The following is a 24857-nucleotide window of genomic DNA, read 5'->3' as shown; positions in this document are numbered from 1 at the left end:
ACAGATTTAATATTCGACAACAACAGTTGTAACCTTATTTAACATCATTTTATCGCGAGCTGGAGCCGTTCTTCCAATGCCCGTTCCAAGTATGGCGAAACCTGCAGCATATTCCGAAACGCCTCATACTCGCTCCATTTTCTGGATGCTTCTGTATTTCCCCCGATCGACTTGACAGCCCGAATCAGCATATTCTTCGGCGTATGCTCCGGGTCGATAAACTCCAGCAGCTGCGTCCGATAGCCAAGCACCTCCAGAAGCTGGGAACGAATCGCGTCCGTGGCAAGCGCAGTGAACCGCTCTTTGAGCAAGCCATGCGTTAGCAGCGGTTTCATGGCGTCGTTCTCGATCTGTTTGAACAGCTCATGCTGGCAGCAAGGCACCGACAGGATGACGGAAGCCCCCCACTCCACGGCCTTCACCAGCGCGGCGTCCGTAGCCGTATCGCAGGCATGAAGCGTCACGACCATATCGACTTCCGTCTGCTCCTTGTACTCGGCAATATCGCCGACTTGAAAACGAAGACGGTCGTAGCCGAGCTTCTGCGCCAGCTCCGAGCAGAACGCGATGACGTCCGCCTTCAAATCCAAGCCGACGACGGATATCGGGCGCTGCTGCTTAACGGCAAGCAAATGATAGAGCGCGAAGGTCAAATACGACTTGCCGCAGCCGAAATCGACGATCGTGATTTCGCGGTCAGCCGGCAAATAGGGAAGCACGTCCGTAACCATTTCAAGAAAGCGGTTGATTTGGCGGAACTTATCCTGTTTCTTCGCAATCACCTGGCCGTCCTTTGTCATGATGCCAAGCTCCACCATGAACGGCGCGGCCTCGCCTTCCTGTACGACGCGCTGCTTCTGGCGGTTATGCGACAGCTCGTCCTTCCGCGTTCCTGACGGCAAGGAAGAAGGCTTGCTCAATACGGTCGCCTTCCCCTTCTTCGAGAACAGCAGCTGAACGTCCTCTGCGTCTGTCTTCAGCAGCGCCTGACGGTAGTTTTCCGTGAGCCATGCGACCATTCGCGCTCCCGCTTCGCCCTGCGGAATATTCTCGTGCGTTACTTTGTTATCGATATAGTATTGAAACTGATAATGCAGCGCGCCCTTGAGCGCGATCGGGCGAATGACCGTTTTGGACGGAATTTGACCATCCTTGCGGCGAAGCTGGCTGAACGTCGCGCCTCTTAATTCCCCTTCCGATACCCATTGCATAAGATCCGTCTGCCATTGCTCCTTGCTGTCCATCTATTCTCGTTCATCTCCTACATCATTTCGATATTCTGCTTGATTCGATCTAGACCTTCCGTGACTTCCTCCCTCGGAAGTCCGCCTGCCTGCAGCGATTCATCGGGAAGCAGCAGCAATCTGCGGTAGAATTCAACCGCCTCTTCGGCAGGGATCGCTCCGTCCTCCAGCAGCTCGTGCAGCATATTCTCGGCTTCGTCATAGCGCCGGTCGCCCTCATACCATTCCCACATCAGCAGCTTCGTCGCCTGGGGCAGCTCGTATTCGTGCAGCTTCGAGGCCATATCAGCCGCTTCCTCCGATGGCGTCCGCAGCATCGCCGGCGCATCCAGCAGCGCGAGGCGCATGAATAGATGGAAGGCCTTCAAATGCAGCGGATAAGCCTGGTCCTGACGGCTAAGATCATCCAGAATGTCCGCCTCTTGCTTAAGAAGCAGCGCAACTGCATGCAAATTGGTCGTTTCCACGACCCCGTTCGTCGTCATCATCCGGACAAGGTCCGCATCCGACAGCTGGCGAATCAGCTTCCCGTTCATCCGGAACTGCCGATCCAGCAAGTCGTCGATTACCTGCAGCGCCTCTTCATTCTTCTTCTGCTGGCGAAGCCCCATGACCACGCCCGCAGCTTCCCCCATCTGTTCAATCATTCTCATAAAAAAATCACGTTGAAACATGTGACTTCCTCTCCTCCCGGGCCATGCTGACCAGCTGCTCGATTATACGCGATGAAAATGGAGAAACGCCGCCAGCTCTCCGGCCAGCTTATTCGGATCCTCGACCATGCTCATATGTCCGCAGCCTTCAAGCAGCACCTGCTTGACCTGCGGACCGTCCGACGTGAATGTGTTCGCGGGCAGAATGATGCCGTCTTCCGATCCTGCAATAAGCAGCAGCGGAACCGTCAGCCCGTCAAGAACAGCGGTCCGGTCAGGGCGAGCCTTCATGCCAAGCGCTGTGGCTGCCGCACCGGCTGCCGAAGTCTCATAACCGGCTTCGATCATGGCTTGCACGCGATCCGCCATGGATGATTTGTGATTGGGAGCAAACAATTTGGGCACCAAGCCTTCAACGAACGGCTGAATGCCGCCCTCCTTGAGCGCATGTGCCGCCTTGTCGCGGTTAGCTTGCGCTGCTGCACTGTCCGCCTTAGCCGTGGAATGAATAAGACCAAGGGCGTCGAGCTGCTCGGAATAGCTCTCTGCGAACGCCAGCGATACATATCCCCCAAGCGAATGTCCAAACAGATGCACAGTGGACACATTCAAATGACCGAGCAGAAGCTTCAGATCCCGGGCGAAATCGCCCATCTCGTATGCCTCTTGATCCGGAGCGGTGCTGAGGCCGTGACCGCGGAGATCCGGCGCGATTACCCGTCCTTCACCAGATAGGAGTGGAATAAGCTCCCCCCAGTACGCCGAGCTTCCGCAAAACCCATGAAGCAGTACGATAACATGCTGGGTCGTATCCGCCGAAACGGAAGCAGAACCTGAATCATAATAGGCGATTACTTGACCATCCGGCAGCGTATAGGTCTGGTCGGCAATGGAACGATTGTTCAATGTCATGCATACCACTTCCCTTCTGTTTTAGCGTAAATAAATCGCATGAACGGCCGGCATATGCCACGCGGCTTGAATGGCAGCCGCCGTATCGCGGGCCATGCCCATCGCTTCATATAACGAGGCGTGCTGAATCGTCCAGTAGGGCTTCACGCCCGCCCGGCCTACAATACCGGCAATGCTGTAATCACCGGCCGGCCCCAATCTCTTGCCGAGCGCATGTCCCGGATAGAGCGGGCCTTCGCCGACGATATAGCCCGGCTTCTCTTCTTTCTTACCCAAGCATGCATCTATTGCTATTGTCGTCAGCCCCTCCGGAATCCCCGCCTTCATAGCTTCGTAACGATCCGAGTCGCAGGGCTGCTCCAGTGTACCGATAACAACCCGCCAGCCGGCCTGCGCAAGCAAGCTTCCGACCAGCGGTCCATAGGAATCACCGGTCGAACAATCGGTGCCGATGCAAATAAATCCGATTCGTGCGGGATCAGGTTCGAGCGCAGCTAACTGCTTCAGAAAAACAGCCAGCCCTTCCGCTTCCACCCGCTGCCGGGACACCGTATCCGCGGTTCGCGCCCTGCGCGCCTTTGCCCGGTTGCCCATGCTTCGAACTGCCTCCCCTGTATTACTGTCCTCATTGTACCCAAATCGAAGTCCCGCTTCAAATAGACTGCGTCCTGAAAGTAGCGGTCTGCCGCTTGTCATGTTACAATACGAACAATCAAACGGGTAAAGAAGGAGCGTTCGCAATGAGAAATTTAGAGGAACCGAATCAAGAGAATATTGCCTATATGATCGAGGAAATTAAGACGAAGCTGCGCATGGCTTCCGGCGCTGCCATGCAGGCATCCAATTTCAGCCTGGACAAATACGAGGATTTGAGAGATGTCTACGAAATCGTGGCCGGCAAGGATAAATTCAGCATCAGCGAAGTAGAAGCCATCGTATCGGAGCTTGGCCAACTGCGGGTATAATCATTTATGCTCATTGAGTCTTCCATTTAATAACAAGTTATGACAATAAATGATCATAAAAACCCGAACGCTCGATACGTTCGGGTTTATTTTTTTTCCACATTTTTGAATAATATGACAAGACTAATTGGATGTAACCGGTGTACTTTGTTAGTTGTCTTCCTCTTCTGCTTCAGTCGGAGCCATAACCCCTTTGGACGCAAAGATGGATAATTTCACTGTTACAGCCTTATGCTCGCCGCGGAGAAAATGCGCAAGACGATCCAGCTTCTCAGCAAGCTCCGGACCGCTCAGCGTGACATTAAGCTCATAGCCGAACTGATCCGCGGGCGCAGCGCGGTCAATGACCGCATTTGCGGCCGACGTATACACTTCCGCGCCATGGCGCGAGGAGAGCAGCTGCTCCGGCGAGAATTTGTCGGATTTGTTCACGACGCGCTCGTAAATGCGGAGCTTCTTAAGCAGCATGTAGTACTGCGCGGAATGCTTGAAGCCCCAGGCATCGCGGATATCTTTCAAGGTGTAATCCATCTTCCACTGCTTCAGCTTCTCGACCTGCTCGTCGGTCGATAATGCAAGAAATTCATCAATTGGTATTATAGGCTGCGGCATTTCATCGTCCCCCCGGATCTGGAAATAACTTATCTAAATTATTTTCGCCATAACATTCATTTTTCCTTTTTTTAATATAAAAATATTCCAATTATTTTGTTGGATATCACATTTATTCGGCTGACAACAATAAAAAGCTGTTCGAAAGCCATAATGACTTTCGAACAGCCTGTTTTAAACGCAATTATTTGAGCGGAACGAGGCCGAGCGATGTCAAGAAACGCGCGAACGCTTCTTGGCCGGCTGCCGTACGCTTGTATACGCCGGCATCCCCCAGCACGTCCAGAAACTTGCGTCCGACTTCATCGCGCAGCAGCGACTCCGCCTGATCGCGCGTCAATGACGTGCCGTGTTCCTCAGCCAGCCCGCCGATCCACTCGGCATGTTTGCCCAGCGGACCGTTAAGAAGCGAAGCCTGGTCAAGCGCCGTCCCACCTGTAAGGAGCGAAGCGATCTCTTCCAGCTCGGTTTTGAGCCGGCCCGGGAGAACCGCCAGTCCCATAACCTCGATCAAGCCGATATTTTCTTTCTTGATGTGATGCAGATGCTGATGCGGATGGAAGATGCCATCCGGATGCTCTTCGCTTGTCCGGTTGTTGCGGAGAACGAGATCCAGCTCATATCCGCCGCCTTCGCGTAGCCGGGCAATCGGCGTAATCGTGTTATGCGGCACCTGTTCGCCGTCTTTCTCCGTAAAAGCATAGACGTCCGCTTCCGGATCGCTGTAAGCGCGCCAAGCATCCAAGATTGCACCTGCTGCCTTCAGCACCTCCGCCTTGTCGCTGCCGTTCACGCGCACGACGCTCATCGGCCATGCGACGATGCTGTACGTCAGGCCGCTGGACGATGGATGAACGAAGGTCTGCTCGGCAGCAGCCGTCTCCATGGGAAACACATGGCGGCCGGCTTGAAAGTGATCATGGTTCAGAATCGAGCCGCCGACAATCGGCAGATCCGCATTGGAGCCGATGAAATAGTGCGGGAAGGCGTCTACGAAATCAAGCAGGCGAGCGAAGGTGGCGTGCGTAATCCGCATCGGTACATGCTTGCCGTGAAAGACAATGCTGTGCTCGTTGTAATACACGTAAGGCGAGTACTGGAAGTACCAGGTTTCGCCCTGCAGCTCCAGCGGCACAACGCGCAGGTTTTGGCGTCCCGGATGGTCCGCGCGGCCAGCGTAGCCGACATTGTCCGCGCAGAGCAGGCATTTCGGATAATTGCTCGGCGCCATCGTCTTGAGCAGGGCGATTTCCTTCGGATCCTTCTCCGGCTTAGAGAGGTTGACGGTGATTTCAAGCTTGCCGTAATCCGTCGGCTGCTGCCAGTATTGATTCTTCGCGATGCGGTCCATGCGGATGTAGTTGGAATCGATGCTGAGCCGGTAGAACGCATCGGTCGCCTTCGCGATTCCTTCGCTTTCCGCCGTACGACGGAACTGCGCCGCCGCCTCCGACGGGCGCGGCATGAGCAGTCCCATGATGCGGGCGTCCAGCAGATCGCGGAAGGTCGTCGTATTATCCGTGATAAGGCCGATGGACGCGCCGTAATCAAGCAGCGGCTCCAGCAGCGCAGCCGGGCTGTCGAGCCGTTCTTCCGGCACTTCTCCGGCGTAGGCTTCGGTGAAGCCGAACAGATCGATCAGCGCATTACGAGATGCGTACATATCCAGCGGAGGCTCGATCATCCCGCGCTGCGCGGCAAACTGAACAAGCCGTTCGATTAGCAGCAGCACGTCTTCCGAGCCGGGCGTATGTTGGTTTGTCATGTAGGTCAATGCTCCTTCTGCTGCGGCGTGGCTGCAGCCCTATTGCTTGTTGTATCCGCTTGGGTTGCTCTGATGCCACGCCCACGCGCTGCCGATGATGTCTTCCAGCTTGTTGCGGGTCGGGTTCCAGCCGAGCTCCGTGCGGGCACGGTCGGAAGAAGCGACAAGCACGGCCGGGTCTCCGGCGCGGCGCGCTTCCATCACGGCCGGAATTTCGCGGCCCGTCACTTGGCGGGCAATATCGATGACCTGCTTCACGGAGAAGCCGGTTCCGTTGCCCAAATTATACACGGCGCTCTCGCCGCCCTTACGCAGCCGGTCTACTGCCAGCACATGTGCGTCCGCCAGATCGCTTACATGAATGTAATCGCGGATGCATGTGCCGTCTTCTGTCGCATAATCATCGCCGAAGATCGAAATGTGCTTGCGCTGGCCGAGCGCGGTTTGGAGCACAAGCGGCACCAGATGCGTCTCCGGATTGTGATCTTCGCCGATCCGGCCGCTTGCATGCGCGCCAGCCGCGTTGAAATACCGCAGCGACACGTATTTAAGCTCATAGGCGACGTCGAACCATTTCATCATTTTCTCCATCGCAAGCTTCGTCTCGCCGTACGTGTTCGTTGGCAGCGTACGGTCATCCTCACGAATCGGAATCGATTCCGGTTCGCCGTACGTGGCTGCCGTCGACGAGAAGACAATCCGCTTCACGCCGTACTGGTTCATCTTCTCGAGCAGGCAAAGCGTGCCGTAGACATTGTTGTGATAATATTTGCCGGGATCCTTCATGCTTTCACCGACAAGCGAATTCGCCGCGAAATGGATGACCGCGTCAATGCTGTTCTCGCCGAACACCGTATCAAGAAACTCGGCGTCGCGCAGATCGCCGACGTACAATTTGCCGCCAAGCACCGCATCCTTATGTCCCTGCTGCAGGTTATCGACGATGACGATCTCTTCGCCGCGCTCGATGAGCGCCGCTACTGCGTGCGAGCCGATATAGCCCGCTCCTCCGGTTACGAGTACTGCCATGGTTGTTCTCCTCCTTTAGTTATGAAACTATTTAAACCAATCGCTCTACGCCGTTGCCGATCGTGCAGACGTAGAAATCCGGGGTTAAGCCTGTAGCTGCCGTATAATTGCGTCCAACCTCGGACTTGAACGTCTCGATGCTGTCTTTATGAACGAGCGACACCGTGCAGCCGCCGAAGCCGGCGCCTGTCATCCGGGAGCCCAGTACGCCTTTAACCTGACGCGCCGCGGCTACCATGGCATCAAGCTCATCTCCCGTTACTTCATACAAATCGCGGAGCGAGTCATGCGATGCGTTCATCAGCTGCCCGAATGCTGCAAGATCGTTCGTTTGGAGTACCTTCATGGATTGCAGCACGCGGTCGATTTCTTCGACGACATGCTCGGCGCGTTTGCGAACGATTTCGTCCTTGATGAGGTGCTTGTTCGCATTGAAATCCTCAAGCGATAACTGGCCGAGGAGCGTAAGCTCCGGGAAAGCCGCTTTCAGATCCTGTACCGCCTGCTCGCATTGGCTGCGGCGCTCGTTGTACTTGGAATCCACCAAGCCGCGGCGTTTGTTCGTGTTGCCGATTACCAGCTGATAGTCGCCGGAGTTGAACGGCACCAGGTCGTATTCCAGCGTGTCGCACATCAGCAGAATCGCGTGGTCCTTCTTGCCGTTCGCCACCGCGAATTGATCCATGATACCGCACTGCACACCGTTGAATTCATTCTCGGATTTCTGGGACAGCAGCGCGATTTGCACCGTGTCAATCGGGTAACCCGCCATCGTGAGCAGACCGTATGCGGTAACGACTTCGATAGAAGCCGAGGAAGACAGGCCCGCGCCATTCGGGATTTCACCGTGGAAAAGCAGATCATAGCCGTTCTCGAACACCGTGCCGCGCTGCTGCAGCTCGTTCACGATCCCCTTCGGATAGTTCATCCAGTCATCCGCCTCATCGTAGACGATCGGGGAAATCGGCAGATGCTTATGCTCGTCGAAGTTCGTCGATGCGAGACCGAGCTGATTGTCGTCGCGCTTGCGTATCAGCAGCGTCGTACCGAATGTCAGCGCAGCGGGAAACACGTAGCCGCCATTGTAATCCGTATGCTCGCCGATCAGGTTGACCCGGCCAGGTGCGTGAAAAATAGAAATTTGTTCATGCGATTCGCCATATACACTCAGAAATCGTTGCGTCAATTCATGGAGGTTAGCCATTATGCCACACCACTTTCGTCTTATTGTAGTTGTTTGTGCTAGGTTCAGTATAGCCGAATGCGGCAGTGAACGAAATGGCATCATGTGAACTTCACATGGAATTATGTGACGTCATGTCGAACCTGGGCAGCGGGGTATGCTACAATTGCTGTAACTGTGCGACTAAGAAACGGAGGTGTTTCCCTCCCATGGAGCCGAAAACAACCTACACGGTCCTCTCTAATCCCGTGCCCAATGCACATGGTGATTTATATGTCCTATTTTCCGGCGAAAGCCAGACGAAGCCGAGTCATCTGGTGGGACCCAAGGTCTACGACTTCTTTTTGATTCATTATATCTTATCCGGATCTGGTATCTTCTCATGTGCCGGCAATCGTCATGAGCTGCATGCCGGCCAAACCTTCCTCATACACCCGGACCAGCTGATCAGCTATGAATCAAGCCACAGAGACCCTTGGCGTTACCGATGGATCGCCTTCGAGGGCAAGCAAGCTGCCGGACTCGCGGCGGAAGCCGGCTTCAATCCTCATATGCCGGTAATCGATACTGGACGTAATCCGCGAATCGGCGTGCTGTTTCACAACATGCAGCGCACCTTCCGCCACGGCGGCCAGACGGCTCATCTGCGGTCTGCAGGCTACCTGCACTTGTTGTTCGCCGAATTCGGGGCAACGCTCCTGGATGAAGGCGAAGATGCCCTGCATCGCAGTGATGACGGCGAAGCGCTGACCAGTCAAGTGCTGCGCTACTTGTCCACCCAATACGCGGAACCGATCTCTATCGGAAACATGGCGGAGACGCTCGGTTACAACCGGGCGTACCTGTCACGCATATTCAAGCAGCAGACGGGCCTCACGCCGGTTACCTTCTTGCTCAAGCTGCGGATCGACAAGGCGCATTTGCTCCTTCGGGAGCGGCTTGAGCTCACAATTGAGCAGATCGCGGCATCCGTCGGCTTCCAGGATCCGCTCTATTTCTCCAAGCAGTTCCGCCGGTTCTACGGGCAGTCGCCGACGGCGTATCGAGAGGCGATGAAGTCGCTGTGAGCGAGGCGATGCAAATGCTGTGAGCGAGGCATGAGCGTGGCATGAGCGAGGCGTGGGCGGCGCGACGAAGTCGCTGTGAGTGAGGCGACGATCGCTGTGGGCGAGGCTACAATGTCGCTGTAAGCAGGGGGCGGCTTGCTCTGCTTCGAAGACGGGGCCCGGTTTGGAGCGCCACGCCCCTCCAGCCCAAACGGAAGAGGCCTCCGCGGAGGCCTCTTCCGTTCGTCTTAGCTGATTGACTGCAAGGGATGCATGACGTTAAATGCGTCTTTTTCCGAAAATAAACGATAAGATAAACAAGATCAGGAAGACAACAAACAAGAGCTTCGCGATCGCGGCGGCTGCCGAGGCCAACGTGAAAAATCCCAATATCCCTGCCACCAATGCGATGATAAAGAAAATAACAGCGTAGCCTAACATACCTCTCACCCTTTCGGTTACATCGTGTTTGCTGGTACTGCACGTGCTTACTTTGCATTTACACCAGACAGGACGCATTGAAACGGGGACTTCTGGAAAAGGAGCCCATGCTTATGTAAGAACCACGGCTCGGCAAGCCGTAAAATCCCCCCGTCCACCTTCCTCCAGCTCCTCTGCATGCGAAAATCGGCGCAGCGCAAATGACCCTCCACGCTCAGCCGTGACGGCCATGAGCTTTGGAGGGTTACAGGTTCAGCTAATCCATGCTATTCGCGGTCGAAGCGCTGAAGCGTCAAACAGGCTTCGCGCTGCCCGACGACTTGGCCGGCATCATTGCGCATCTCTGGAGAGATATGCTGCCGGATGCGCGCGATCAGCTCCGCGCCGAGGTCCAGCTGCTCCAGGATGCCGCAGACGGCCTCCGGCCAAGCGGACTCTCCGCCGTCAGCCAGCTTGACGGCGACGGCAATCCCTTCCCGCTGCAGGGCGAAGACGAAGACGCCCTGCGCCCCGCTCTTGGCGACCACGTTCCCATCGCCAAGCATCACGCTTGCCAGCCGGCCCGGCCCCTCCACAAGGGCCGGGTGGCTGCGCATCGCAGCGGCGAGACGCGCCGCCGCTGCAGCCATGGCGCTGCCCGCCGCCGCTTCGCCGGCGGGCTTGGCGCCCGGGGCGCCTCCCGCTGCGGCGCCGTCATGCGCGGCGAGCCGCGCGTAAATCAGCGCCAGCCGCCATAACGGCAGCGCAAAAACAGGCAGGCCGCAGCCGTCGACAGCACACCCGACGGCCTCCGGCTCCAGCTCCGCGAGCGCGGCGACCGTCCGCAGCAGCTCCTGCTGCAGCGGGTGCTCCCGCTCCGCGTACGTGTCCATCGGCCATCCGCGCAGCTTGCACAGCGCGAGCATGCCGATATGCTTGCCCGCGCACACATGGTACAGCTTACGCGGCTGTCCGCCGCGCCGCTGCAGCTCGTCGCGGGCTTCAAGGTTCGCCGGCAGCTGCGGGCCGAACACCAGCTGCTCCTCGCGTACGCCTGTCAGCGCAAGCATCTGCTCCAGCACGGCGATGTGCGGCTCCGTCCCTTGATGCGAGGCGCACATCAGTGCAAGCATCGCTTCATCCAGTCCGTAGGCTTCCGGCACGCCGCCGAGCAAGGCAGGCAAAGCCTGCACCGGCTTAGCGGTGGAACGCATATAGGTCCAGATCGATGCGTCCCCCGCCTGTCCCAGAATCGCACCGTCCGCACGCACGACCACGGCATGACCGCTGTGCACATTTTCAACCGTACCGCCCCTTGTCGTCTGAACGAGCGGCACCCCCAGCACGTCTGCCGCTGTCGGGTTATTGTTCACCATTCCTAAATCCCCTGCCATTTCTGTACGGTAGCGATGTATGATCTCAAGAACCTAGTTTACCATGTCGAAGTGCTTTGCACCTAGTTGCATCAATGAACAATCGCTTCCTATGGGCAAGACTGCCCTGCCCCCGCTCATCTAACCGCCGCCAACGTTCACGCCTAGTTAGCCGCCTATCTTAAGGCCGCCGCTGATTCAAGACTTCCGATTCGGTGTAAATAAACATAAGCCAATCTTAAAGGAGTTGACGAGTATGACGAGTTTGAACCCGCAGCAGCATGAACAGCTGCCATCGGCGTCAGCAGGTCAAGCCGGTCGTAAATCCGCTCCAATCGCGGAAGCGAAGAACGGCTCCATGGTGCAGGATTTGCAGGATATGAAGCGTCTTGGCCATGATATGAAGCAGATGAAAACGAACAGCCAGCTGCAGGAAGAAGGCTTGGTTCCGGATCCTATACAAGAATAGCGACTTGTGTTTCTAGAAGGGAAGCAGCCCGCCTCGGCAGCTTCCCTTTTTTGTGCATCATCCGAAAATTCGCGAAACAAGATTACACAATTGGGCATCCTAGCTAAGGGAGGTATGATCATTAGATGAAGGATTTACATGAAGGGCGATTATTCTGGCCTGACACCTTACCGCAATGCAGCACTTATCCCCCGCTTCAAGGCAGCCTTCTCGTCGATGCGGCGATCGTCGGCGGCGGCATGTCCGGCGCAATCTGCGCGTTCATCCTGGCGCGAAGCGGCCTGAAGACGGTTCTGCTCGAACGAGGAAGCGCGGCCGGCGGCAGTTCCCTTGCGAATACGGGCCTGCTGCAGTTCTGCAACGACCTCATGCTCACGGAGCTGACGGAGCAGATCGGCGAGCACAGTGCGGCCGCCTTCTATAAGGGCTGCGCGGCTGCCGTTCAGGAGCTGGGTGCCGTCGCTGGCTCGTTGTCCTTGGATGCCCAGTTTCAACCGAGGAGCAGTCTCTATTATGCAAGCTCCGAGCAGGATGTCCCTAAGCTGAAGGCGGAGTACGCTGCGCTAAGGAAGAACGGCTTCGATGTGGCTTACTGGGAGCCGGAGCAGATTCAAGCCCGTTTCCCCTTCAAGAAACCCGGCGCGATGCTGACCCAAGGGGACGCCCTAGTAAATCCGTACCGATTCGTACACGGCGTTATTGACGACGCTGCATCCAAATTCGGTCTCTTGGTGCATGAGAAAACCGATATCACCGCACATGAGCAAACGAACGCGAAGACGCATGTTCTTCATACCGCTGCAGGTGCTTCGGTTCATGCCAAGTATGTCATCTACGCAGTCGGCTACGAGCCGGAGGAGCTCCGCGGGCAGCTCGTGAAAGCCGTTATGAACCGGACGAGCGTCATCGTCACGGAGCCTCAGGCAGATCTGTCGCCTTGGTATGAACAGGTTCTGATCTGGGAAACCGCCCGCCCTTATTTCTATGCAAGGCTGACGGCAGACGGCCGCGTCGTGGCCGGCGGGTACGATGAAGAAGCGCTCAAGCCCCTGACCGGGGAAGTTTCGAGAGCCAAGATCGCAGACAAGCTGTCTGGACGCGTCAAGGAGCTGTTCCCTTCCTTTCGGGTACATGCCGACTATGAGTGGAATGCAACCTTCTGCCAGTCCCGCGATTACCTGCCGTTCATCGGCGAAGATCCCAAGCGTCCCGGCATCTATTACTGCCTGGGCTATGGCGGCAACGGCACGGTTTACAGCATGATGGGTGCGAACATCCTGAGCGACCTCATACAAGGGCGCAGCAACGAATTGGCCCCGATCGTCGCGCTCGATCGTCCAACCCTTCAAAACGTCTAACTAGCTGGACCATTCCCTGCTTAGAGACATAAGGGGAGCCAGAGTGGAACACATATGTTCCTCTCTGCCCCCCCTCTATCGCCTGTCAGACCGCGGCTTGAATGCATGAGCTTATCCGTTACAAGAGCGGCGAGAGCATCCGGGCCGCCACCTCACTCGCCTTCTGCCAAACCGGCCGCTTCTGAAATTGAGACCGGTTTACCTCCTCGCAGGCTTCCAGATCCCTCATGAAATCCGATTCCAGCCGCTTGATCGCTTTGCCGTCGAAGAGCATCGCATTGATCTCGAAGTTGCTGAAGAAGCTTCGCATGTCCATGTTCGCCGTCCCCACGGATGCCAGCAATTCGTCCACGATCAGCACCTTGGCATGAACGAAGCCGTTATGGTACCGGTAAATGCGAACGCCAGCCACCAGCATTTCCTCTACATAAGAGAGCGAGGCAAACAAGACCAGCTTCGTATCCGCCACGTAAGGAATAATGATGCGGACGTCAACCCCGCTTAAGGCCGCTATTCGCAGTGCCATCAGCACGCTGGGGTCCGGAATAAAATACGGCGTCGTGATGTAGATGCGCGACTTGGCCGCGGATACCGCTGCAAATACGCATTCCAGAATCGCCGCATCGCGGGTGTTGGGGCCGCTCGAAATGATCTGCACCTGCTCCTGCCCCTTACAGGTATGCATCGGCGTATAAGCCGCATCCGTCAACCGCTTCTTCGCCGTGAACCACCAATCCTGCTGGAACACTTCCTGTAGGAAGTACACCGCGTCTCCCCGAATCTGCAGATGCGTATCCCGCCAGAAGCCAAGCTTCGTGTTGCCGCCAAGATATTCGTCTCCGATATTGATGCCGCCCACAAACCCGACGAGACCGTCGACGACAACGATTTTGCGGTGATTGCGGAAATTCATCCTTTTATTGAAGAAGGCCACCTTCACTTGGAGGAAGCACTGCGTTTCCACGCCTGCCTTCTCCAGCTCGCGAATATAGCTGCTGCTGAGCTCTAGACTGCCGATGCCGTCGTAGATGATCCGGATCTCAACGCCTTCACGCGCTTTCTGGATGAGCAGCGCTTTCAGCTTCCTGCCGATGCCGTCGTCGCGAATCGTGTAGAATTCGATATGGATGTGATGCTTCGCTTCTGCGATCGCCGCTAGAATCGCATCGTATGTATCCGGTCCGTTCGTCAGCACCTGCGTCTCGTTGCCGCTCGTAATCGGAGAGAGCGTGATGCTCTGCAGCAAATGATAGAGCCGCTCCTGGTGGTCGAATTGATGGCCGTGCATATCCTCGGGCCGGTTGACCAGCTTGCAGCGCAGCAGCGCCTGCAGCTTCTCCTCCTGCGTAATGACGCCGCGGCGGCGCATCGTCCGGCGGCGTCTGTACTCCTGGGCTAGAAAATAATACATGACGAAGCCGACGATCGGCAGCACGAACATGATAAGCAGCCAAGCAACGGTTTTCGACGGATGCCTAAATTCCAACACTAGAATGGTCGCGATTTGAAAAATAAAGATGATACATACAGCTAACGCCCAGATCATCGTGGTCCTCCTCGCGGCTCTGTCCGTTCTATCTAGCTTTGACGCTCCCTCTTGTGCCTATACATCTTTCAAGGCATGTTTCTAGACTTCGAAGAATAAATAGCTAATAGCAAGTTACCACCTGCGAGGGAGGATGAATCGACACGATGTTTAAGGAACCCAAACGAAGCGACGGCACCGAAACGTTAATCGGACAAGGCACGCATGTGGAAGGCAAGCTGATCAGCGAGAACGGCATTCGAATCGAAGGGGAATATCGGGGAGATATCGAGTGCAAGGGCGATGTCATCGTCGGCGAATGCGGCATCGCAAGATCCGGCATTACCGCCCGCGACTTGACGATTGCAGGCAAGGTGTTCGGTGATATCGTCGTGAAGGGCCGGCTGACCATTACCGCTTCCGGCCAGCTGTTCGGCAACGTGCTCGCGCATACGATGCTCATTCAGGACGGAGGAATGTATAACGGCAACTGTCGCATGGAACGCTCGGCGGAGCCCAAATCGCGTCTTCATCCGGATAGTGACCCGATGCTTCATCAACAACAGCAGGCGAAAGAAAACGCCGCCAAGGAGAAAGCCCGGCAAGCCGGGTAATGGACGCAAAAAAGGGAGAGCCCGCCGGTCTGGTTAGACGGCAGGCACTCCCTTCATTCCTTTATTTAGGTTGCAACGTCACGTTTGTTGAAGACGAACCACGTGATGGCGACGAACACGATATAATAGCCGGCCAGCACGCCGAGCGAGAAGCCGATCGTCATCCCGTGCGCGATTTCCTTGCTCGCTAAGTACTGCTTCAGGTTCAAATGCAGAAACAGCAGGTATTCCACCCATTTATAATTCAGCATGCTGAGCAGACCGCTCGCGATCAGCCCGAAGAAATAGATGAACATCGACAAGCCGATTGCCAGCCCGCCGCTGCGGAACAGCGTCGAGAGCATGAAGCTGAACGTCACGATCATAATAAGTCCGATGTAATCCAGCAGATAGACTTGAATCATATAGCTGAACGGACCTGAATCGTTTGCGGCACCGAGCGCCTCACTTGCCGTCGCGCCGCCGCCGGCGCCGAACAGAATCAGACCCAGTACATAGGAGCAGACGAACATGAAGATCGACATCAGCAGGGCAAACTGCAGCAGCGCTATGTATTTGGATAGCAGGATTTTGGAACGGCTCCACGGGCGGATCAGCAGCAGCTTGATCGTTCCAGAGGAGAATTCGCCCGCTACGCTTTCGGCGGATACGACGACGGTGAAGATCGTGATCAGCAGGTAGCAGAAGGTTTCAATATTGCTCATGACTTGCCAGGTTGTCGACGTGTCCGAGAATGCCTTGGACAGAATGTTCACGACGAGGACAATCAGCAGAATAATACCGAACATGATCCATGTTCCGATACGGCGGTAAATCTTCATATTCTCGTTACGCACAAGCTGCAGGAAATTATACAATCGGCTCGCCTCCCGTCATCTCGAGGAATTGATCTTCCAGCGACTTGTTCAGCACGCGAATGCCGTATACTTTAACGCCTGCGCCGACGAGAACGGAATTGATAGCCGCGACCGTGTCCCGATCTGCGCGAACGAGCGCCCCGTCGTCCATGAGCGCCGCATCATACGCAGCCAAGAGCTTTACTGCATCATCCGGCCGATCCACCTCGAATAGAATTTGGCTCGTCGTTCCTTCCAGATGCACGCCGTTCTGAATGGTGCGCACGTCGATCAGCTTGCCGCCTTGAATGATGGCGACCCGGTCACACATCAGCTCCATCTCGCTCAAGAGATGGCTGGACACCAGGACGGCAATGCCCTCTTCCTTCGCCAGCTTTCGCAAATAATCGCGAAGCTCGCGAATCCCCGCCGGGTCGACCCCGTTCGTCGGCTCATCCAAAATCAGAAGCGAAGGCTTATGCATGATGGCTTGTGCAATCCCGAGACGCTGGCGCATCCCGAGCGAATAGGTTTTCACTTTGTCGTTAATGCGGCCCTTCAGACCTACCAATTCCACGACTTCATCGATCCGCTGCTTCGTAATGCCCGGAATCATCCGGGAGAAATGCAGCAGATTCTGAAACCCCGTCAAATACTTGTACATCTCCGGATTCTCTACGATCGCCCCTACATGGCGGATCGCATTCTCGAAATCGTCGCGAACGCTGTGCCCTTCGATCAGCACGTCGCCCTTGGTCATGGACATGAGTCCTACCATCATTCGAATGGTCGTCGTCTTGCCCGCTCCGTTCGGTCCCAAGAATCCTACGACTTCGGCGCGCGGTATGTCGAGCGTCAGTCCGTCTATGATGGTCCGTCTTCCGATCACCTTCGTTAGTTGCTGAAGCCTGACAATCGGCTGCTTGTCCGATGCGGCTGAATGTACCATCTAGCCTGCCCCCCTCTTGCAGATTGCTGCAAGTCCTTTTGTTCCTTTTATGCATACATAGCCAGTATACAGAAGAAAGGAAGCCATTGGAAGTTAGAAGGCAGTTAACGCTTTATGAAGATTAACTGAAGATCAGAAACCTGTTCTCGGCATAAACCGGCTCCAGTAATGCAGCCTCGAAGGACGGCTTGACGGCAGCCGAACGATGAGACGGTTCGTTCGCTAGTAATTCTTGACGCCCCTGCTTAGGGAACGCGCTGCATGCTTTACAGTATCCCAGAGGGTAGATCACGCGGAAAAAACCTGTACGAAACACCAGCTCAGCTTCGTCCCTAACCAGTAATTTACCGCAATCCACACAGCAAAATTGATTCGCATTCGACATCATTACAACCTCCCTTGACCCATTTGAATATACTATATGTATCAATATATTTATTTATGTTACATTACGTATCAACAATTCTAGATTATGACATTATTCGCTAATTGTCAATAGGATCGGCGCAGAGTTTTGTCGATAGAATAGGACTTCATCTATTTCGATATCTGTAAGCGTTTACAAAAGTTGATAACACTTCGCGCTTGCGGTGAATGGAAAAACTCAGCCCTTGTAATCGAGCCGATTGGCGGCCGCGTTGGCCGTTTCCCTGGACATACGGACATACAATTCATGAATTCGGCGGTACTTCGGATTCATATAGGTCAGCTGATGCTCAAGCGCGGCGGCAAGCGCCTGCTTCATCTGAACATCCGGTATGAACGAGCAGCCGTATGCGTACATGTTTTCCTGCACCCTGCGCCACGCAACATTAGCCAGCAGAGAGAACTCCCACTCGTTCATCTTCAGCGAGATGCGAATCTGATAATCCCTGCTGACCGGAAGCCGCAGATGCGTCATGAACTCCAAGCCGTTCATGCTTAAATTGTCAACGAGGACAGGCATGCCTCCGGTCTGCACAGCACGATCCGCGACGCTGTCAATCGTGATTGAAGCGAGCACGATTCCGCGAAGTCTGATGCGGACCTGCTGTCTCTTGACCGCACTCGAATGGGACTTGATATTCATCGTCAGCTTCCTCCTATTCGTTGTTACAATTTGTAGCACATCGTCTAAAATTTTTTTCTTATTTAATAGACCTGCTTCCACCAGCGCCTGCTTGCTGCATCCATCCCGCTGACATTCGCAATCACATACCGGCGGGACTGCAGATCCGATGCGTTTGCATCGCTTATCCGCACGTCCGTCAGTATGCAGAGCATATCATCCAAGCGTCAACAGTCCCTTTACCAGCATCTCACCGACAACCCGATCAACATCCGCAAGCACCGCGTGAAGCGGCGCATCGCCTTCGTTCGCAATGCGCACCGCCAGCGCTTCGACCGTCCTGCACTCGTCGACATTTGACCAGATCAAACCGCCTATCTCATTCAGCTTCGTGACGGCATGCGTCTCGACATTCATGAGTATCCATTCTCCGTCAAGCTCCGTGGTCTCGATATTGGTGTTACAGCGCATCAATTTCAGATACTCATCGACTAGTGGCTTCATGATATCATCTCCCTGAACATATTAATTCTTTGAAAATAGAGTTGGTTAACTGGCACTTCCTTGATAATCGCCAAGCAGCGTGCAAGCATCTTGAACTATTCGGTCATTGTCTTGTTCAAAGACGAGCCATTCTCCTAGCATCTAACTTTCTTTTAATTTATGATACAATTTGTATCATATAAAGCAAGAAGTATACACTTCGTCACACGTGCTCGTTTTCTGTTTCATATGACCAGAGAAGTTTCCAATGCCCGTCCGCCAGCGCGGCGAAGCAGGGTTGCTGGAGGCTGAAATTGCCATAGGGACTTTGGAAGGTTTGCGTTACTTCCACTTCGTACACGGTCGGAATTGGCTGCGCTTCCGCGCTCATTCGCCAATCTGTCAGTCGTTTAGCCGCACTCACATGTAATTGGAATGTCGTCACGCCAAAATCCTGCAGGAGGATATGGGCGCGCTTCTGAATATACGCCGCCTTGTCGAAGCGCTGCTGCATCACGGGGTGAAACAGTTCCCAAGAGCTCCCGAAGTCGCCGGTCTGCTCATAGTGATAGAATTTTTCAACGGCTTCAAGCGCTTGCTCCGCGTCGCTTCGGCCGATCTTCCCTTCCAAGTTGTTCCACGTCATCCAAATGACTAGCACCGCAAATACGGCAAGCAGCAGCTTGAGCGCCGCTCCGTTCCGGTTGCTTCTGCCTCTTCCCATCTCAATCCCCCTTGTCCATAAAAGCTACTTCACTTTATGAATTGGGGAAGTGATTTATGCCGTTCACGCGAAGGGATGACTTAGTTTCCCTTGTCTAGATGCGCCTTCATCTGATTATGGATACGCAGACGTTCCTGATCGTTGACTATGTAATACCAGACTTTGTTGATTGTTTGCCCTTTTCCCTGGATTTCGACCGTGTCCACTTTATCGATGCTCTGCCGATAATCCTTCGCGAAGGTCTTCATCTCCGAGAAGGTGATATTCGTCTTGACGCTGTCGCCTAGCTCGCTCAGCATCGCCTGCACATGCGTTACGGAAGACATACTCAGCGCGTTCTTCATGATTTCCTGAAGAATGTCCCTTTGCCTCGTATTACGGCCAAAATCGCCTCGCGGATCGTCGTAGCGCATGCGGGAATACTTTAACGCCTGTGTCCCATCCAGCTGCAGATGCCCTTTGTCGAAATGATCGCCTTCGTAATCGAACGCGAATGGATTATCCACTTCAACACCGCCCACCATGTCGATGAGGTGTGCGAAGCCCTCCATGTTAACCTTGACGAAATAGTCGATCGGGTAATCGATGAAATTCTCAACCGTCTGCAGGGACATCTGAACACCGCCGAAGGCGTATGCGTGATTGATTTTGTCCACGGTACCATGACCGATGATCTCCGTTCTCGAATCCCGGGGAATGTTGAACATCAGCATCGAACGCTTGGCCGGATTTACCGTCAGGACGATCATTGTATCAGAACGTCCACGGTCGTTCTGCCGCTCGTCAACGCCAAGAACCAATACTGTGAAAGAGTCTAGCTTGCTCATTTGGACAGGCTCTAGCTGCTTGGCGATGCCGGGGTCCTTACTGACGTAGACCGGCTTGCTGGGTGCGATCTCCTCGTACATTTTGGCTGCGGTCTGCTCCGCCGAATGGTATAGGTACCAGACATACGAGCCGCCTGCCAGCAGCAGGACGACCACAGCGGACGCGGTCCAGATCAACGTGCGCTTCAATGAACGCTTCATGGTGCAGGACTCCTTATCGGTTTACTTTTGCTGCGTGCGACTTCCGCAGTGTTGAATGCAGTTCCATACTTGTGATCAACTGCATCATCGTCACCCTGTCGGTTGAGAAAATTAGGCCGTTTCGTCCCTATGAATTACGGTTAAGACCTTTCCTTCACGGCAGCCATTTCCAGCATGAATACATCCAAAGCTAAGCGCCAGTGGCGCATCGGCTCAAATCCGTTTCGCGCCAGAGCGCGATGAGTGAACACCGAGTACGCCGGGCGTTTGGCTGGACGCGGGAATTGCTCCGTCGTGACCGGGACCACTTGGACGGAGACCCCCGCCGATTCGAAGATCGCTTGCGCAAATTCATACCAGGAGCAGCTGCCCGCGTTCGATACGTGGTAGATCCCGTACTTCTCCGTATCGAGCATTTCCGCAATGCAGGCCGCAAGATCCCGCGAATACGTCGGGCAGCCGATCTGGTCGCTCACGACGCTGAGCACAGGACGTTCTTGCGCCAGCTTTAGCATCGTCTTCACGAAATTGTTCCCGTGCATGCCGTACACCCAAGAGGTCCGCGCGATGAAGAACCGGGAGCAATGCTCCTGCACATAAGTCTCACCAGCCAGCTTCGAGCTGCCGTAGACGTTAATGGGCTGCGTCGCTTGATCCTCGGCATACGGCAGCGTGCCCTGCCCGCCGAATACATAATCCGTGCTAACGTACACCAGCTTCGCTCCGAGGCGCTCCGCCACAATGGCGAGATTGCGCGTCCCGAATGCATTGACCCGGAAGGCTTCCTCGCTGTCGGTCTCTGCCGCATCCACTTGGGTATACGCCGCCGTATGCACGATAGCCTCTGGATTGATCGCGGTCAAGACGGCGGCGCATCGCTCCAGATCCGTAATATCGAGCTCCTGCCGGCCCAAGCCGAATACCTCAAATCCAAGCGCCTGCAGCAGCTCGACCATATCATGGCCGAGCTGGCCCTGTGCACCGGTTACGACGATCGTGCGCTTATCCATAGCGTTTCTCGCTGTACTGTTGAGTGTAGTAGTCCAGGTACTCGCCGTTCTTGATGCGCTGCCACCATGCTTCATTATTCTGATACCACGCTACCGTCTCTTGAATGCCGGATTCGAACGTATAGACCGGACGCCAGCCGAGCTCGGAGGCGATTTTGGAAGGATCGATCGCATAACGGCGGTCATGCCCCTTGCGGTCTTCCACGTATTGAATCAGCTCCTCCGATTTGCCGAGCAGCGCGAGTATCGTCTGCACGATATCGATGTTGCGGCGCTCGTTATGCCCGCCGATATTGTAGACCTCTCCCGCTTTCCCCTCGTGCAGCACGAGATCGACCGCCGAGGCGTGATCCATGACATGGAGCCAGTCACGAACGTTCTTGCCGTCGCCGTAGACGGGAAGCTGCTTGCCTTCCAGCGCGTTCGTCACCATAAGCGGAATCAGCTTCTCTGGAAAATGATACGGACCGTAATTGTTCGAGCAGCGCGTAATGTTCACGTTCATCCCGTACGTCTCGTGGTAGGCGCGTACAAGCAGGTCACCTGCCGCCTTGCTGGCGGAATACGGACTATTCGGCGCAAGCGGCGTCTCCTCGGTGAAATACCCGGTGTCGCCCAGCGAGCCGTACACTTCATCCGTCGAGATCTGCACGTACTTCGCGATGCCGAGCTCCCTTGCCGCGCCTAGCAGCACCTGCGTGCCCAGCACATTGGTCTTGATGAAAATATCCGGATCCGTGATGCTGCGGTCCACATGGGATTCCGCGGCAAAATTAACGATCGTATCGATACCGAATCCCTCGATCGTATGGCGAACGAGCTGCGCGTCGCAGATATCTCCCCGCACGAACTCATAATTCGGGCAGCCCTCAATGGAGACCAAGTTCTCCAAATTACCGGCATACGTCAATGCATCCATATTGACAATTAAATAGTCCGGATAGCGTTCAATCATATACCGGATAAAATTGCTTCCAATAAAGCCGGCACCGCCGGTCACCAGTAGTTTCATCTCTATCTTCTCCTATAGGTTGAAATTGTTGTCCGCTTCGCGCAGGGGCGGGTGAACCTTATCCTTATCCGATAGCACGACTTGACTGCTCGGCCAGTCGATGCCAAGGTCCGGGTCGGACCAGAGAATGCCACGGTCATGCGCCTTGGAATAGAGCTGGTCGACTTTGTACATGACCTGCACATGCGGCGTCAACGTACAGAAACCGTGGGCGAAGCCCTTAGGCACGAGCAGCTGGCGCTTGTTGCTCTCGCTTAAGACGACGCCAACCCATTCCCCGTACGTGGGCGAGCCCTGACGAATATCGACCGCGACATCGTAGATAGCGCCAGCCGTCGCCCGGATCAGCTTCGTCTGCGCATACGGCGCCAGCTGGTAATGCAAGCCCCGCAGCGTACCCGCTTCCGCCGAATAGGAGTGATTGTCTTGGATAAATTCGCACGCAATGCCGGCCTCTTCAAATTTCTGCTTATTGTAGCTCTCCGTAAAAAATCCCCGATGGTCCCCGAAGACGTCCGTCTCCACGATCCATACGCCGTCCAGCTTCGTTGTTGTGAGTTTCACGTTATGCGCTCCTTTGCTTCCGTCTATTTCGCGGCTGCGGCGATTCTGCCGAACGTCAGATCGAACGGCTTATGGCGGACCAGCTCATTCGCCAGCTCCCTCGACTCGTGCGTCCCTGCGTCCGTCCACCATCCGGACAGAATATCGTATGTTAGTTCGCCCTTTACAATGTAGGCGTTATTGCCGAGCTTCGCCACCCTATAGCGCTCAAGATCAAATTTATATATTGCTTCATCATTTTATAAGGAGGATAGGATAATTATGAGTCTATCGCCACGTTCATCACCTGCGAAAGCAGCACCATACCTTCCGTCTAGAATCCCTTCAGTTCCTCGGTATTGTTGTTGATACGCCCAATATATTGCGATACTTGGCGCGGTCATAGTACTTCATCCCAACAAATTAATGGAAGTAAGTAGTGCTTTTTGCATCATTCTACGAATTCTCTCGGTTTACTGCCAACGTCTTACCGAACTCAACAGAAAAGTGCATGAAAATTTTTGGCGCTGTATAGGTCTACACAATCATAATTTGACTTTACATCCAATTTATGATACAAATTGTAACGTGTCAAGTGGAATGTATACAAAATGTCACATTAGTGTCGATTCTGCTTGGTATTGACCAAAGCAGCCTCAACTTCCCGTCCACAAAAGCCGCAAAGCAAGTCTGATGGATATCGAAATCACCGTATGGCGATTGAGACGACTGTTTCACGGACATCTCATACACATTCGAGATCGGCTTCGCAAACGCGATCGTCTTTCATTGGGCGAGCCGCTTTGCCGAGCCGACCTCGACCAATGTACTTCGCATGATTCAAACGATTCGGAAGGCAACCTACTCTTTCTAATAACCTATCGATTTGATCTGATAGGCGATGAAAACGATGAAATGTACCGAAACCGCTGGGCAATTGAGACCTTCTGCAAATGGATGAAGTAGCATCTTCGGATAAAAACGGTTTCTACGGCACGAGTGAGGGAGCAGTGCTCAACCAAATCTGGATTGCACTCATTGCCTTTTGCATGATGTGCTCGTCAAGATGGATACAAAGGTCGAACATAGCATACTTGAGAATTCACGTTGGCTGCACTAGTTGCTCTGGCAACCGTATGCGCAGTGGCTCGCACGGATGAAACGAAAACCAAGCAGAACTTCTACAGGACGTAGACTGCAAGCATCCTCATAAGCGCGAACGGTCAGTCGTTGTTTTTACATCCGTGAACATAAATACATAAAACCACCAAATGTACTGAGTTACCTCTAATGGCTGCTCGTCTCTCGAAAATTTAACTCAACGCTAGTGGGTAAGATTAAAAAGAAAGTAAAAATATTCGGGGAGCGGATTTATGTGAAGAATAAGATAATCGTGGCTGGAATCCTGACATCAATCCTTGGGTTTTCAATAGGGGTCGGAGCGTATGCGGCATCCGCCTCTATCAAGTTGATCGTCAACGGAAAACTCTCGAGCGTAGAAACCAAATTAATCAACGGTACGACATATATCCCCATTCGCGCCGCTGCGACGCTTCTAGACGTGGATGTTAAGTATGACGCTTCGTCCCGAACTGTTACTCTTTCAAGTGCAGGGACCTTGCAAAATCTGCAATCATTCAAAGTGGATGCTAGTTTGGATAACGGCCCGATGAAACTTAATGTTTCCAAAGTTACATTCGACCCGGCATACAAAGAATTTTCGTTGTCGCCCGAAACTATTGCTGCCATTATCCTCGATGTTACCGTAGAAAATACTTCGGACGATAAGTTGATTTGGTACGTAGACGAATCCCAACTCGTATTGAACACAAAAGAGCAAACTGAAGATACGCTTTATTCTAAGCAACGGATTAGCGACCAATTCAATGGGAAAGTAGTTAAGAAAGGCAAAATCGTGTTCCCGGTAACGAGTAAGTTTGACGATATTACAAGCTTTCGTCTGCTGACGAAATATGTGAATGATCCAAATTACAACAAAATAGCAGATAACAAAGAAATGACGATCGTGCTTCGCTAACAAGGAAGATTATCGTTT

The 24857-nt window shown here is 54.3% G+C and carries 28 protein-coding genes and 1 pseudogene; 6 read left to right on the top strand and 23 right to left on the bottom strand.

What is annotated here, in order from left to right; all coding sequences use genetic code 11:
- Positions 1 to 44 precede the first annotated feature (44 nt).
- Genes KXU80_RS25175 through yyaC form a run of 4 tightly spaced genes read right to left on the bottom strand, consistent with a single transcriptional unit; the run spans position 45 to position 3403 of the window.
- Complete coding sequence (locus tag KXU80_RS25175) at positions 45 to 1244, bottom strand: class I SAM-dependent methyltransferase (RefSeq protein ID WP_219835842.1); 1200 nt, start codon at positions 1242 to 1244, stop codon at positions 45 to 47.
- Positions 1245 to 1261: 17 nt separating this feature from the next.
- Complete coding sequence (locus KXU80_RS25170) at positions 1262 to 1918, bottom strand: DUF6483 family protein (RefSeq protein WP_219835841.1); 657 nt, start codon at positions 1916 to 1918, stop codon at positions 1262 to 1264.
- 42 nt (positions 1919 to 1960) lie between these two features.
- Positions 1961 to 2809 (bottom strand): alpha/beta fold hydrolase, encoded by an 849-nt coding sequence (locus tag KXU80_RS25165; protein WP_219835840.1) that lies wholly within the window; start codon positions 2807 to 2809, stop codon positions 1961 to 1963.
- A 21-nt stretch (positions 2810 to 2830) separates the two neighbouring features.
- Complete coding sequence (gene yyaC, locus KXU80_RS25160; protein WP_219835839.1) at positions 2831 to 3403, bottom strand: spore protease YyaC; 573 nt, start codon at positions 3401 to 3403, stop codon at positions 2831 to 2833.
- Positions 3404 to 3549: 146 nt separating this feature from the next.
- On the opposite strand from yyaC, the gene KXU80_RS25155 reads away from it, so the two are divergent.
- Complete coding sequence (locus tag KXU80_RS25155) at positions 3550 to 3774, top strand: DUF1128 domain-containing protein (RefSeq protein WP_219835838.1); 225 nt, start codon at positions 3550 to 3552, stop codon at positions 3772 to 3774.
- Between the two features lie 150 nt (positions 3775 to 3924).
- Here the strand turns inward: KXU80_RS25155 and KXU80_RS25150 are convergent, their stop codons facing one another.
- From KXU80_RS25150 to KXU80_RS25135, 4 genes are all read right to left on the bottom strand, one after another.
- On the bottom strand, positions 3925 to 4386 hold the full coding sequence (locus KXU80_RS25150; RefSeq protein WP_219835837.1) for a hypothetical protein: 462 nt from the start codon (positions 4384 to 4386) through the stop codon (positions 3925 to 3927).
- 184 nt (positions 4387 to 4570) lie between these two features.
- Positions 4571 to 6151, bottom strand: a complete 1581-nt coding sequence (locus tag KXU80_RS25145; protein WP_219835836.1) for a UDP-glucose--hexose-1-phosphate uridylyltransferase — start codon at positions 6149 to 6151, stop codon at positions 4571 to 4573.
- Between the two features lie 39 nt (positions 6152 to 6190).
- Positions 6191 to 7180: a UDP-glucose 4-epimerase GalE gene (gene galE, locus KXU80_RS25140; RefSeq protein WP_219835835.1), complete on the bottom strand. Its 990-nt coding sequence runs from the start codon at positions 7178 to 7180 to the stop codon at positions 6191 to 6193.
- A 31-nt stretch (positions 7181 to 7211) separates the two neighbouring features.
- Positions 7212 to 8384: a galactokinase gene (locus KXU80_RS25135; RefSeq protein WP_219835834.1), complete on the bottom strand. Its 1173-nt coding sequence runs from the start codon at positions 8382 to 8384 to the stop codon at positions 7212 to 7214.
- A gap of 188 nt (positions 8385 to 8572) precedes the next feature.
- On the opposite strand from KXU80_RS25135, the gene KXU80_RS25130 reads away from it, so the two are divergent.
- Complete coding sequence (locus KXU80_RS25130; protein WP_219835833.1) at positions 8573 to 9430, top strand: AraC family transcriptional regulator; 858 nt, start codon at positions 8573 to 8575, stop codon at positions 9428 to 9430.
- 258 nt (positions 9431 to 9688) lie between these two features.
- Here the strand turns inward: KXU80_RS25130 and KXU80_RS25125 are convergent, their stop codons facing one another.
- Together KXU80_RS25125 and KXU80_RS25120 are read right to left on the bottom strand one after the other, a co-directional pair.
- Complete coding sequence (locus KXU80_RS25125; RefSeq protein WP_219835832.1) at positions 9689 to 9850, bottom strand: DUF1328 domain-containing protein; 162 nt, start codon at positions 9848 to 9850, stop codon at positions 9689 to 9691.
- A gap of 266 nt (positions 9851 to 10116) precedes the next feature.
- Positions 10117 to 11205 (bottom strand): asparaginase, encoded by a 1089-nt coding sequence (locus KXU80_RS25120; protein ID WP_219835831.1) that lies wholly within the window; start codon positions 11203 to 11205, stop codon positions 10117 to 10119.
- Positions 11206 to 11458: 253 nt separating this feature from the next.
- On the opposite strand from KXU80_RS25120, the gene KXU80_RS25115 reads away from it, so the two are divergent.
- On the top strand, positions 11459 to 11671 hold the full coding sequence (locus KXU80_RS25115) for a hypothetical protein (RefSeq protein ID WP_219835830.1): 213 nt from the start codon (positions 11459 to 11461) through the stop codon (positions 11669 to 11671).
- Positions 11672 to 11796: 125 nt separating this feature from the next.
- Positions 11797 to 13029: an NAD(P)/FAD-dependent oxidoreductase gene (locus KXU80_RS25110; RefSeq protein WP_219835829.1), complete on the top strand. Its 1233-nt coding sequence runs from the start codon at positions 11797 to 11799 to the stop codon at positions 13027 to 13029.
- 118 nt (positions 13030 to 13147) lie between these two features.
- Here the strand turns inward: KXU80_RS25110 and cls are convergent, their stop codons facing one another.
- Positions 13148 to 14575, bottom strand: a complete 1428-nt coding sequence (cls, locus tag KXU80_RS25105) for a cardiolipin synthase (RefSeq protein WP_219835828.1) — start codon at positions 14573 to 14575, stop codon at positions 13148 to 13150.
- Positions 14576 to 14721: 146 nt separating this feature from the next.
- Here cls and KXU80_RS25100 point away from each other — a divergent pair, with 146 nt between their 5' ends.
- Complete coding sequence (locus KXU80_RS25100) at positions 14722 to 15168, top strand: bactofilin family protein (RefSeq protein ID WP_219835827.1); 447 nt, start codon at positions 14722 to 14724, stop codon at positions 15166 to 15168.
- A gap of 65 nt (positions 15169 to 15233) precedes the next feature.
- Here the strand turns inward: KXU80_RS25100 and KXU80_RS25095 are convergent, their stop codons facing one another.
- The 12 genes and pseudogenes from KXU80_RS25095 to KXU80_RS25040 all read right to left on the bottom strand — a co-directional run.
- The gene (locus tag KXU80_RS25095) at positions 15234 to 16025 is read right to left on the bottom strand and encodes an ABC transporter permease (RefSeq protein WP_219835826.1); all 792 of its coding nucleotides are present in this window, start codon (positions 16023 to 16025) and stop codon (positions 15234 to 15236) included.
- Positions 16018 to 16953, bottom strand: a complete 936-nt coding sequence (locus KXU80_RS25090; RefSeq protein ID WP_219835825.1) for an ABC transporter ATP-binding protein — start codon at positions 16951 to 16953, stop codon at positions 16018 to 16020. Before KXU80_RS25090 ends, KXU80_RS25095 begins: the two co-directional genes overlap by 8 nt.
- Positions 16954 to 17074: 121 nt before the next feature.
- Positions 17075 to 17341, bottom strand: a complete 267-nt coding sequence (locus tag KXU80_RS25085; RefSeq protein WP_219835824.1) for a hypothetical protein — start codon at positions 17339 to 17341, stop codon at positions 17075 to 17077.
- 216 nt (positions 17342 to 17557) lie between these two features.
- Complete coding sequence (locus KXU80_RS25080; protein WP_219835823.1) at positions 17558 to 18022, bottom strand: PilZ domain-containing protein; 465 nt, start codon at positions 18020 to 18022, stop codon at positions 17558 to 17560.
- A 62-nt stretch (positions 18023 to 18084) separates the two neighbouring features.
- Positions 18085 to 18225 carry a hypothetical protein gene (locus KXU80_RS25075; RefSeq protein ID WP_219835822.1) on the bottom strand — a complete coding sequence of 47 codons (141 nt, stop codon included), beginning with the start codon at positions 18223 to 18225 and terminating at the stop codon, positions 18085 to 18087.
- Positions 18218 to 18505: a PqqD family protein gene (locus KXU80_RS25070; protein WP_219835821.1), complete on the bottom strand. Its 288-nt coding sequence runs from the start codon at positions 18503 to 18505 to the stop codon at positions 18218 to 18220. The genes KXU80_RS25075 and KXU80_RS25070 overlap by 8 nt, the downstream gene beginning before the upstream one ends.
- A 202-nt stretch (positions 18506 to 18707) precedes the next feature.
- Entirely contained in the window at positions 18708 to 19208 is a 501-nt protein-coding gene (locus KXU80_RS25065) for a hypothetical protein (RefSeq protein WP_219835820.1), read from the bottom strand.
- A gap of 80 nt (positions 19209 to 19288) precedes the next feature.
- Positions 19289 to 20236, bottom strand: coding sequence for an LCP family glycopolymer transferase (locus KXU80_RS25060; RefSeq protein ID WP_219835819.1), 948 nt, complete (start codon positions 20234 to 20236; stop codon positions 19289 to 19291).
- 140 nt (positions 20237 to 20376) lie between these two features.
- On the bottom strand, positions 20377 to 21246 hold the full coding sequence (gene rfbD / locus KXU80_RS25055; RefSeq protein ID WP_219835818.1) for a dTDP-4-dehydrorhamnose reductase: 870 nt from the start codon (positions 21244 to 21246) through the stop codon (positions 20377 to 20379).
- Positions 21239 to 22258 carry a dTDP-glucose 4,6-dehydratase gene (gene rfbB, locus KXU80_RS25050; RefSeq protein WP_219835817.1) on the bottom strand — a complete coding sequence of 340 codons (1020 nt, stop codon included), beginning with the start codon at positions 22256 to 22258 and terminating at the stop codon, positions 21239 to 21241. The genes rfbD and rfbB overlap by 8 nt, the downstream gene beginning before the upstream one ends.
- Positions 22259 to 22270: 12 nt before the next feature.
- Positions 22271 to 22822, bottom strand: a complete 552-nt coding sequence (rfbC, locus tag KXU80_RS25045) for a dTDP-4-dehydrorhamnose 3,5-epimerase (protein WP_219835816.1) — start codon at positions 22820 to 22822, stop codon at positions 22271 to 22273.
- 23 nt (positions 22823 to 22845) lie between these two features.
- Positions 22846 to 23004, bottom strand: a pseudogene (locus KXU80_RS25040) (spore coat protein); the annotation flags it as partial.
- Positions 23005 to 24176: 1172 nt separating this feature from the next.
- Between KXU80_RS25040 and KXU80_RS25035 the strand changes: the two are divergent.
- On the top strand, positions 24177 to 24839 hold the full coding sequence (locus KXU80_RS25035; protein ID WP_219835815.1) for a stalk domain-containing protein: 663 nt from the start codon (positions 24177 to 24179) through the stop codon (positions 24837 to 24839).
- Positions 24840 to 24857: the final 18 nt, after the last annotated feature.

The sequence above is a fragment of the Paenibacillus sp. R14(2021) genome, from assembly GCF_019431355.1.
Classification (GTDB): domain Bacteria; phylum Bacillota; class Bacilli; order Paenibacillales; family Paenibacillaceae; genus Paenibacillus_Z.
Note: the sequence above shows the minus strand (reverse complement) of the source record. Positions and strands in the feature narration are given on the sequence as shown.

What these genes read in the sequence shown, in the direction of transcription:
- KXU80_RS25130 (WP_219835833.1), top strand. Translation starts at nt 8,573, where the DNA reads ATGGAGCCGAAAACAACCTACACGGTCCTCTCTAATCCCGTGCCCAAT.
- KXU80_RS25175 (WP_219835842.1), bottom strand. Translation starts at nt 1,244, where the DNA reads ATGGACAGCAAGGAGCAATGGCAGACGGATCTTATGCAATGGGTATCG.
- KXU80_RS25170 (WP_219835841.1), bottom strand. Translation starts at nt 1,918, where the DNA reads ATGTTTCAACGTGATTTTTTTATGAGAATGATTGAACAGATGGGGGAA.
- KXU80_RS25120 (WP_219835831.1), bottom strand. Translation starts at nt 11,205, where the DNA reads ATGGTGAACAATAACCCGACAGCGGCAGACGTGCTGGGGGTGCCGCTC.
- KXU80_RS25115 (WP_219835830.1), top strand. Translation starts at nt 11,459, where the DNA reads ATGACGAGTTTGAACCCGCAGCAGCATGAACAGCTGCCATCGGCGTCA.
- KXU80_RS25135 (WP_219835834.1), bottom strand. Translation starts at nt 8,384, where the DNA reads ATGGCTAACCTCCATGAATTGACGCAACGATTTCTGAGTGTATATGGC.
- KXU80_RS25155 (WP_219835838.1), top strand. Translation starts at nt 3,550, where the DNA reads ATGAGAAATTTAGAGGAACCGAATCAAGAGAATATTGCCTATATGATC.
- galE (WP_219835835.1), bottom strand. Translation starts at nt 7,180, where the DNA reads ATGGCAGTACTCGTAACCGGAGGAGCGGGCTATATCGGCTCGCACGCA.
- KXU80_RS25165 (WP_219835840.1), bottom strand. Translation starts at nt 2,809, where the DNA reads ATGACATTGAACAATCGTTCCATTGCCGACCAGACCTATACGCTGCCG.
- cls (WP_219835828.1), bottom strand. Translation starts at nt 14,575, where the DNA reads ATGATCTGGGCGTTAGCTGTATGTATCATCTTTATTTTTCAAATCGCG.
- KXU80_RS25110 (WP_219835829.1), top strand. Translation starts at nt 11,797, where the DNA reads ATGAAGGATTTACATGAAGGGCGATTATTCTGGCCTGACACCTTACCG.
- KXU80_RS25080 (WP_219835823.1), bottom strand. Translation starts at nt 18,022, where the DNA reads ATGAATATCAAGTCCCATTCGAGTGCGGTCAAGAGACAGCAGGTCCGC.
- KXU80_RS25065 (WP_219835820.1), bottom strand. Translation starts at nt 19,208, where the DNA reads ATGGGAAGAGGCAGAAGCAACCGGAACGGAGCGGCGCTCAAGCTGCTG.
- KXU80_RS25070 (WP_219835821.1), bottom strand. Translation starts at nt 18,505, where the DNA reads ATGAAGCCACTAGTCGATGAGTATCTGAAATTGATGCGCTGTAACACC.
- yyaC (WP_219835839.1), bottom strand. Translation starts at nt 3,403, where the DNA reads ATGGGCAACCGGGCAAAGGCGCGCAGGGCGCGAACCGCGGATACGGTG.
- KXU80_RS25145 (WP_219835836.1), bottom strand. Translation starts at nt 6,151, where the DNA reads ATGACAAACCAACATACGCCCGGCTCGGAAGACGTGCTGCTGCTAATC.
- KXU80_RS25060 (WP_219835819.1), bottom strand. Translation starts at nt 20,236, where the DNA reads ATGAAGCGTTCATTGAAGCGCACGTTGATCTGGACCGCGTCCGCTGTG.
- rfbD (WP_219835818.1), bottom strand. Translation starts at nt 21,246, where the DNA reads ATGGATAAGCGCACGATCGTCGTAACCGGTGCACAGGGCCAGCTCGGC.
- rfbB (WP_219835817.1), bottom strand. Translation starts at nt 22,258, where the DNA reads ATGAAACTACTGGTGACCGGCGGTGCCGGCTTTATTGGAAGCAATTTT.
- KXU80_RS25100 (WP_219835827.1), top strand. Translation starts at nt 14,722, where the DNA reads ATGTTTAAGGAACCCAAACGAAGCGACGGCACCGAAACGTTAATCGGA.
- KXU80_RS25150 (WP_219835837.1), bottom strand. Translation starts at nt 4,386, where the DNA reads ATGCCGCAGCCTATAATACCAATTGATGAATTTCTTGCATTATCGACC.
- KXU80_RS25125 (WP_219835832.1), bottom strand. Translation starts at nt 9,850, where the DNA reads ATGTTAGGCTACGCTGTTATTTTCTTTATCATCGCATTGGTGGCAGGG.
- KXU80_RS25085 (WP_219835824.1), bottom strand. Translation starts at nt 17,341, where the DNA reads ATGATGTCGAATGCGAATCAATTTTGCTGTGTGGATTGCGGTAAATTA.
- KXU80_RS25090 (WP_219835825.1), bottom strand. Translation starts at nt 16,953, where the DNA reads ATGGTACATTCAGCCGCATCGGACAAGCAGCCGATTGTCAGGCTTCAG.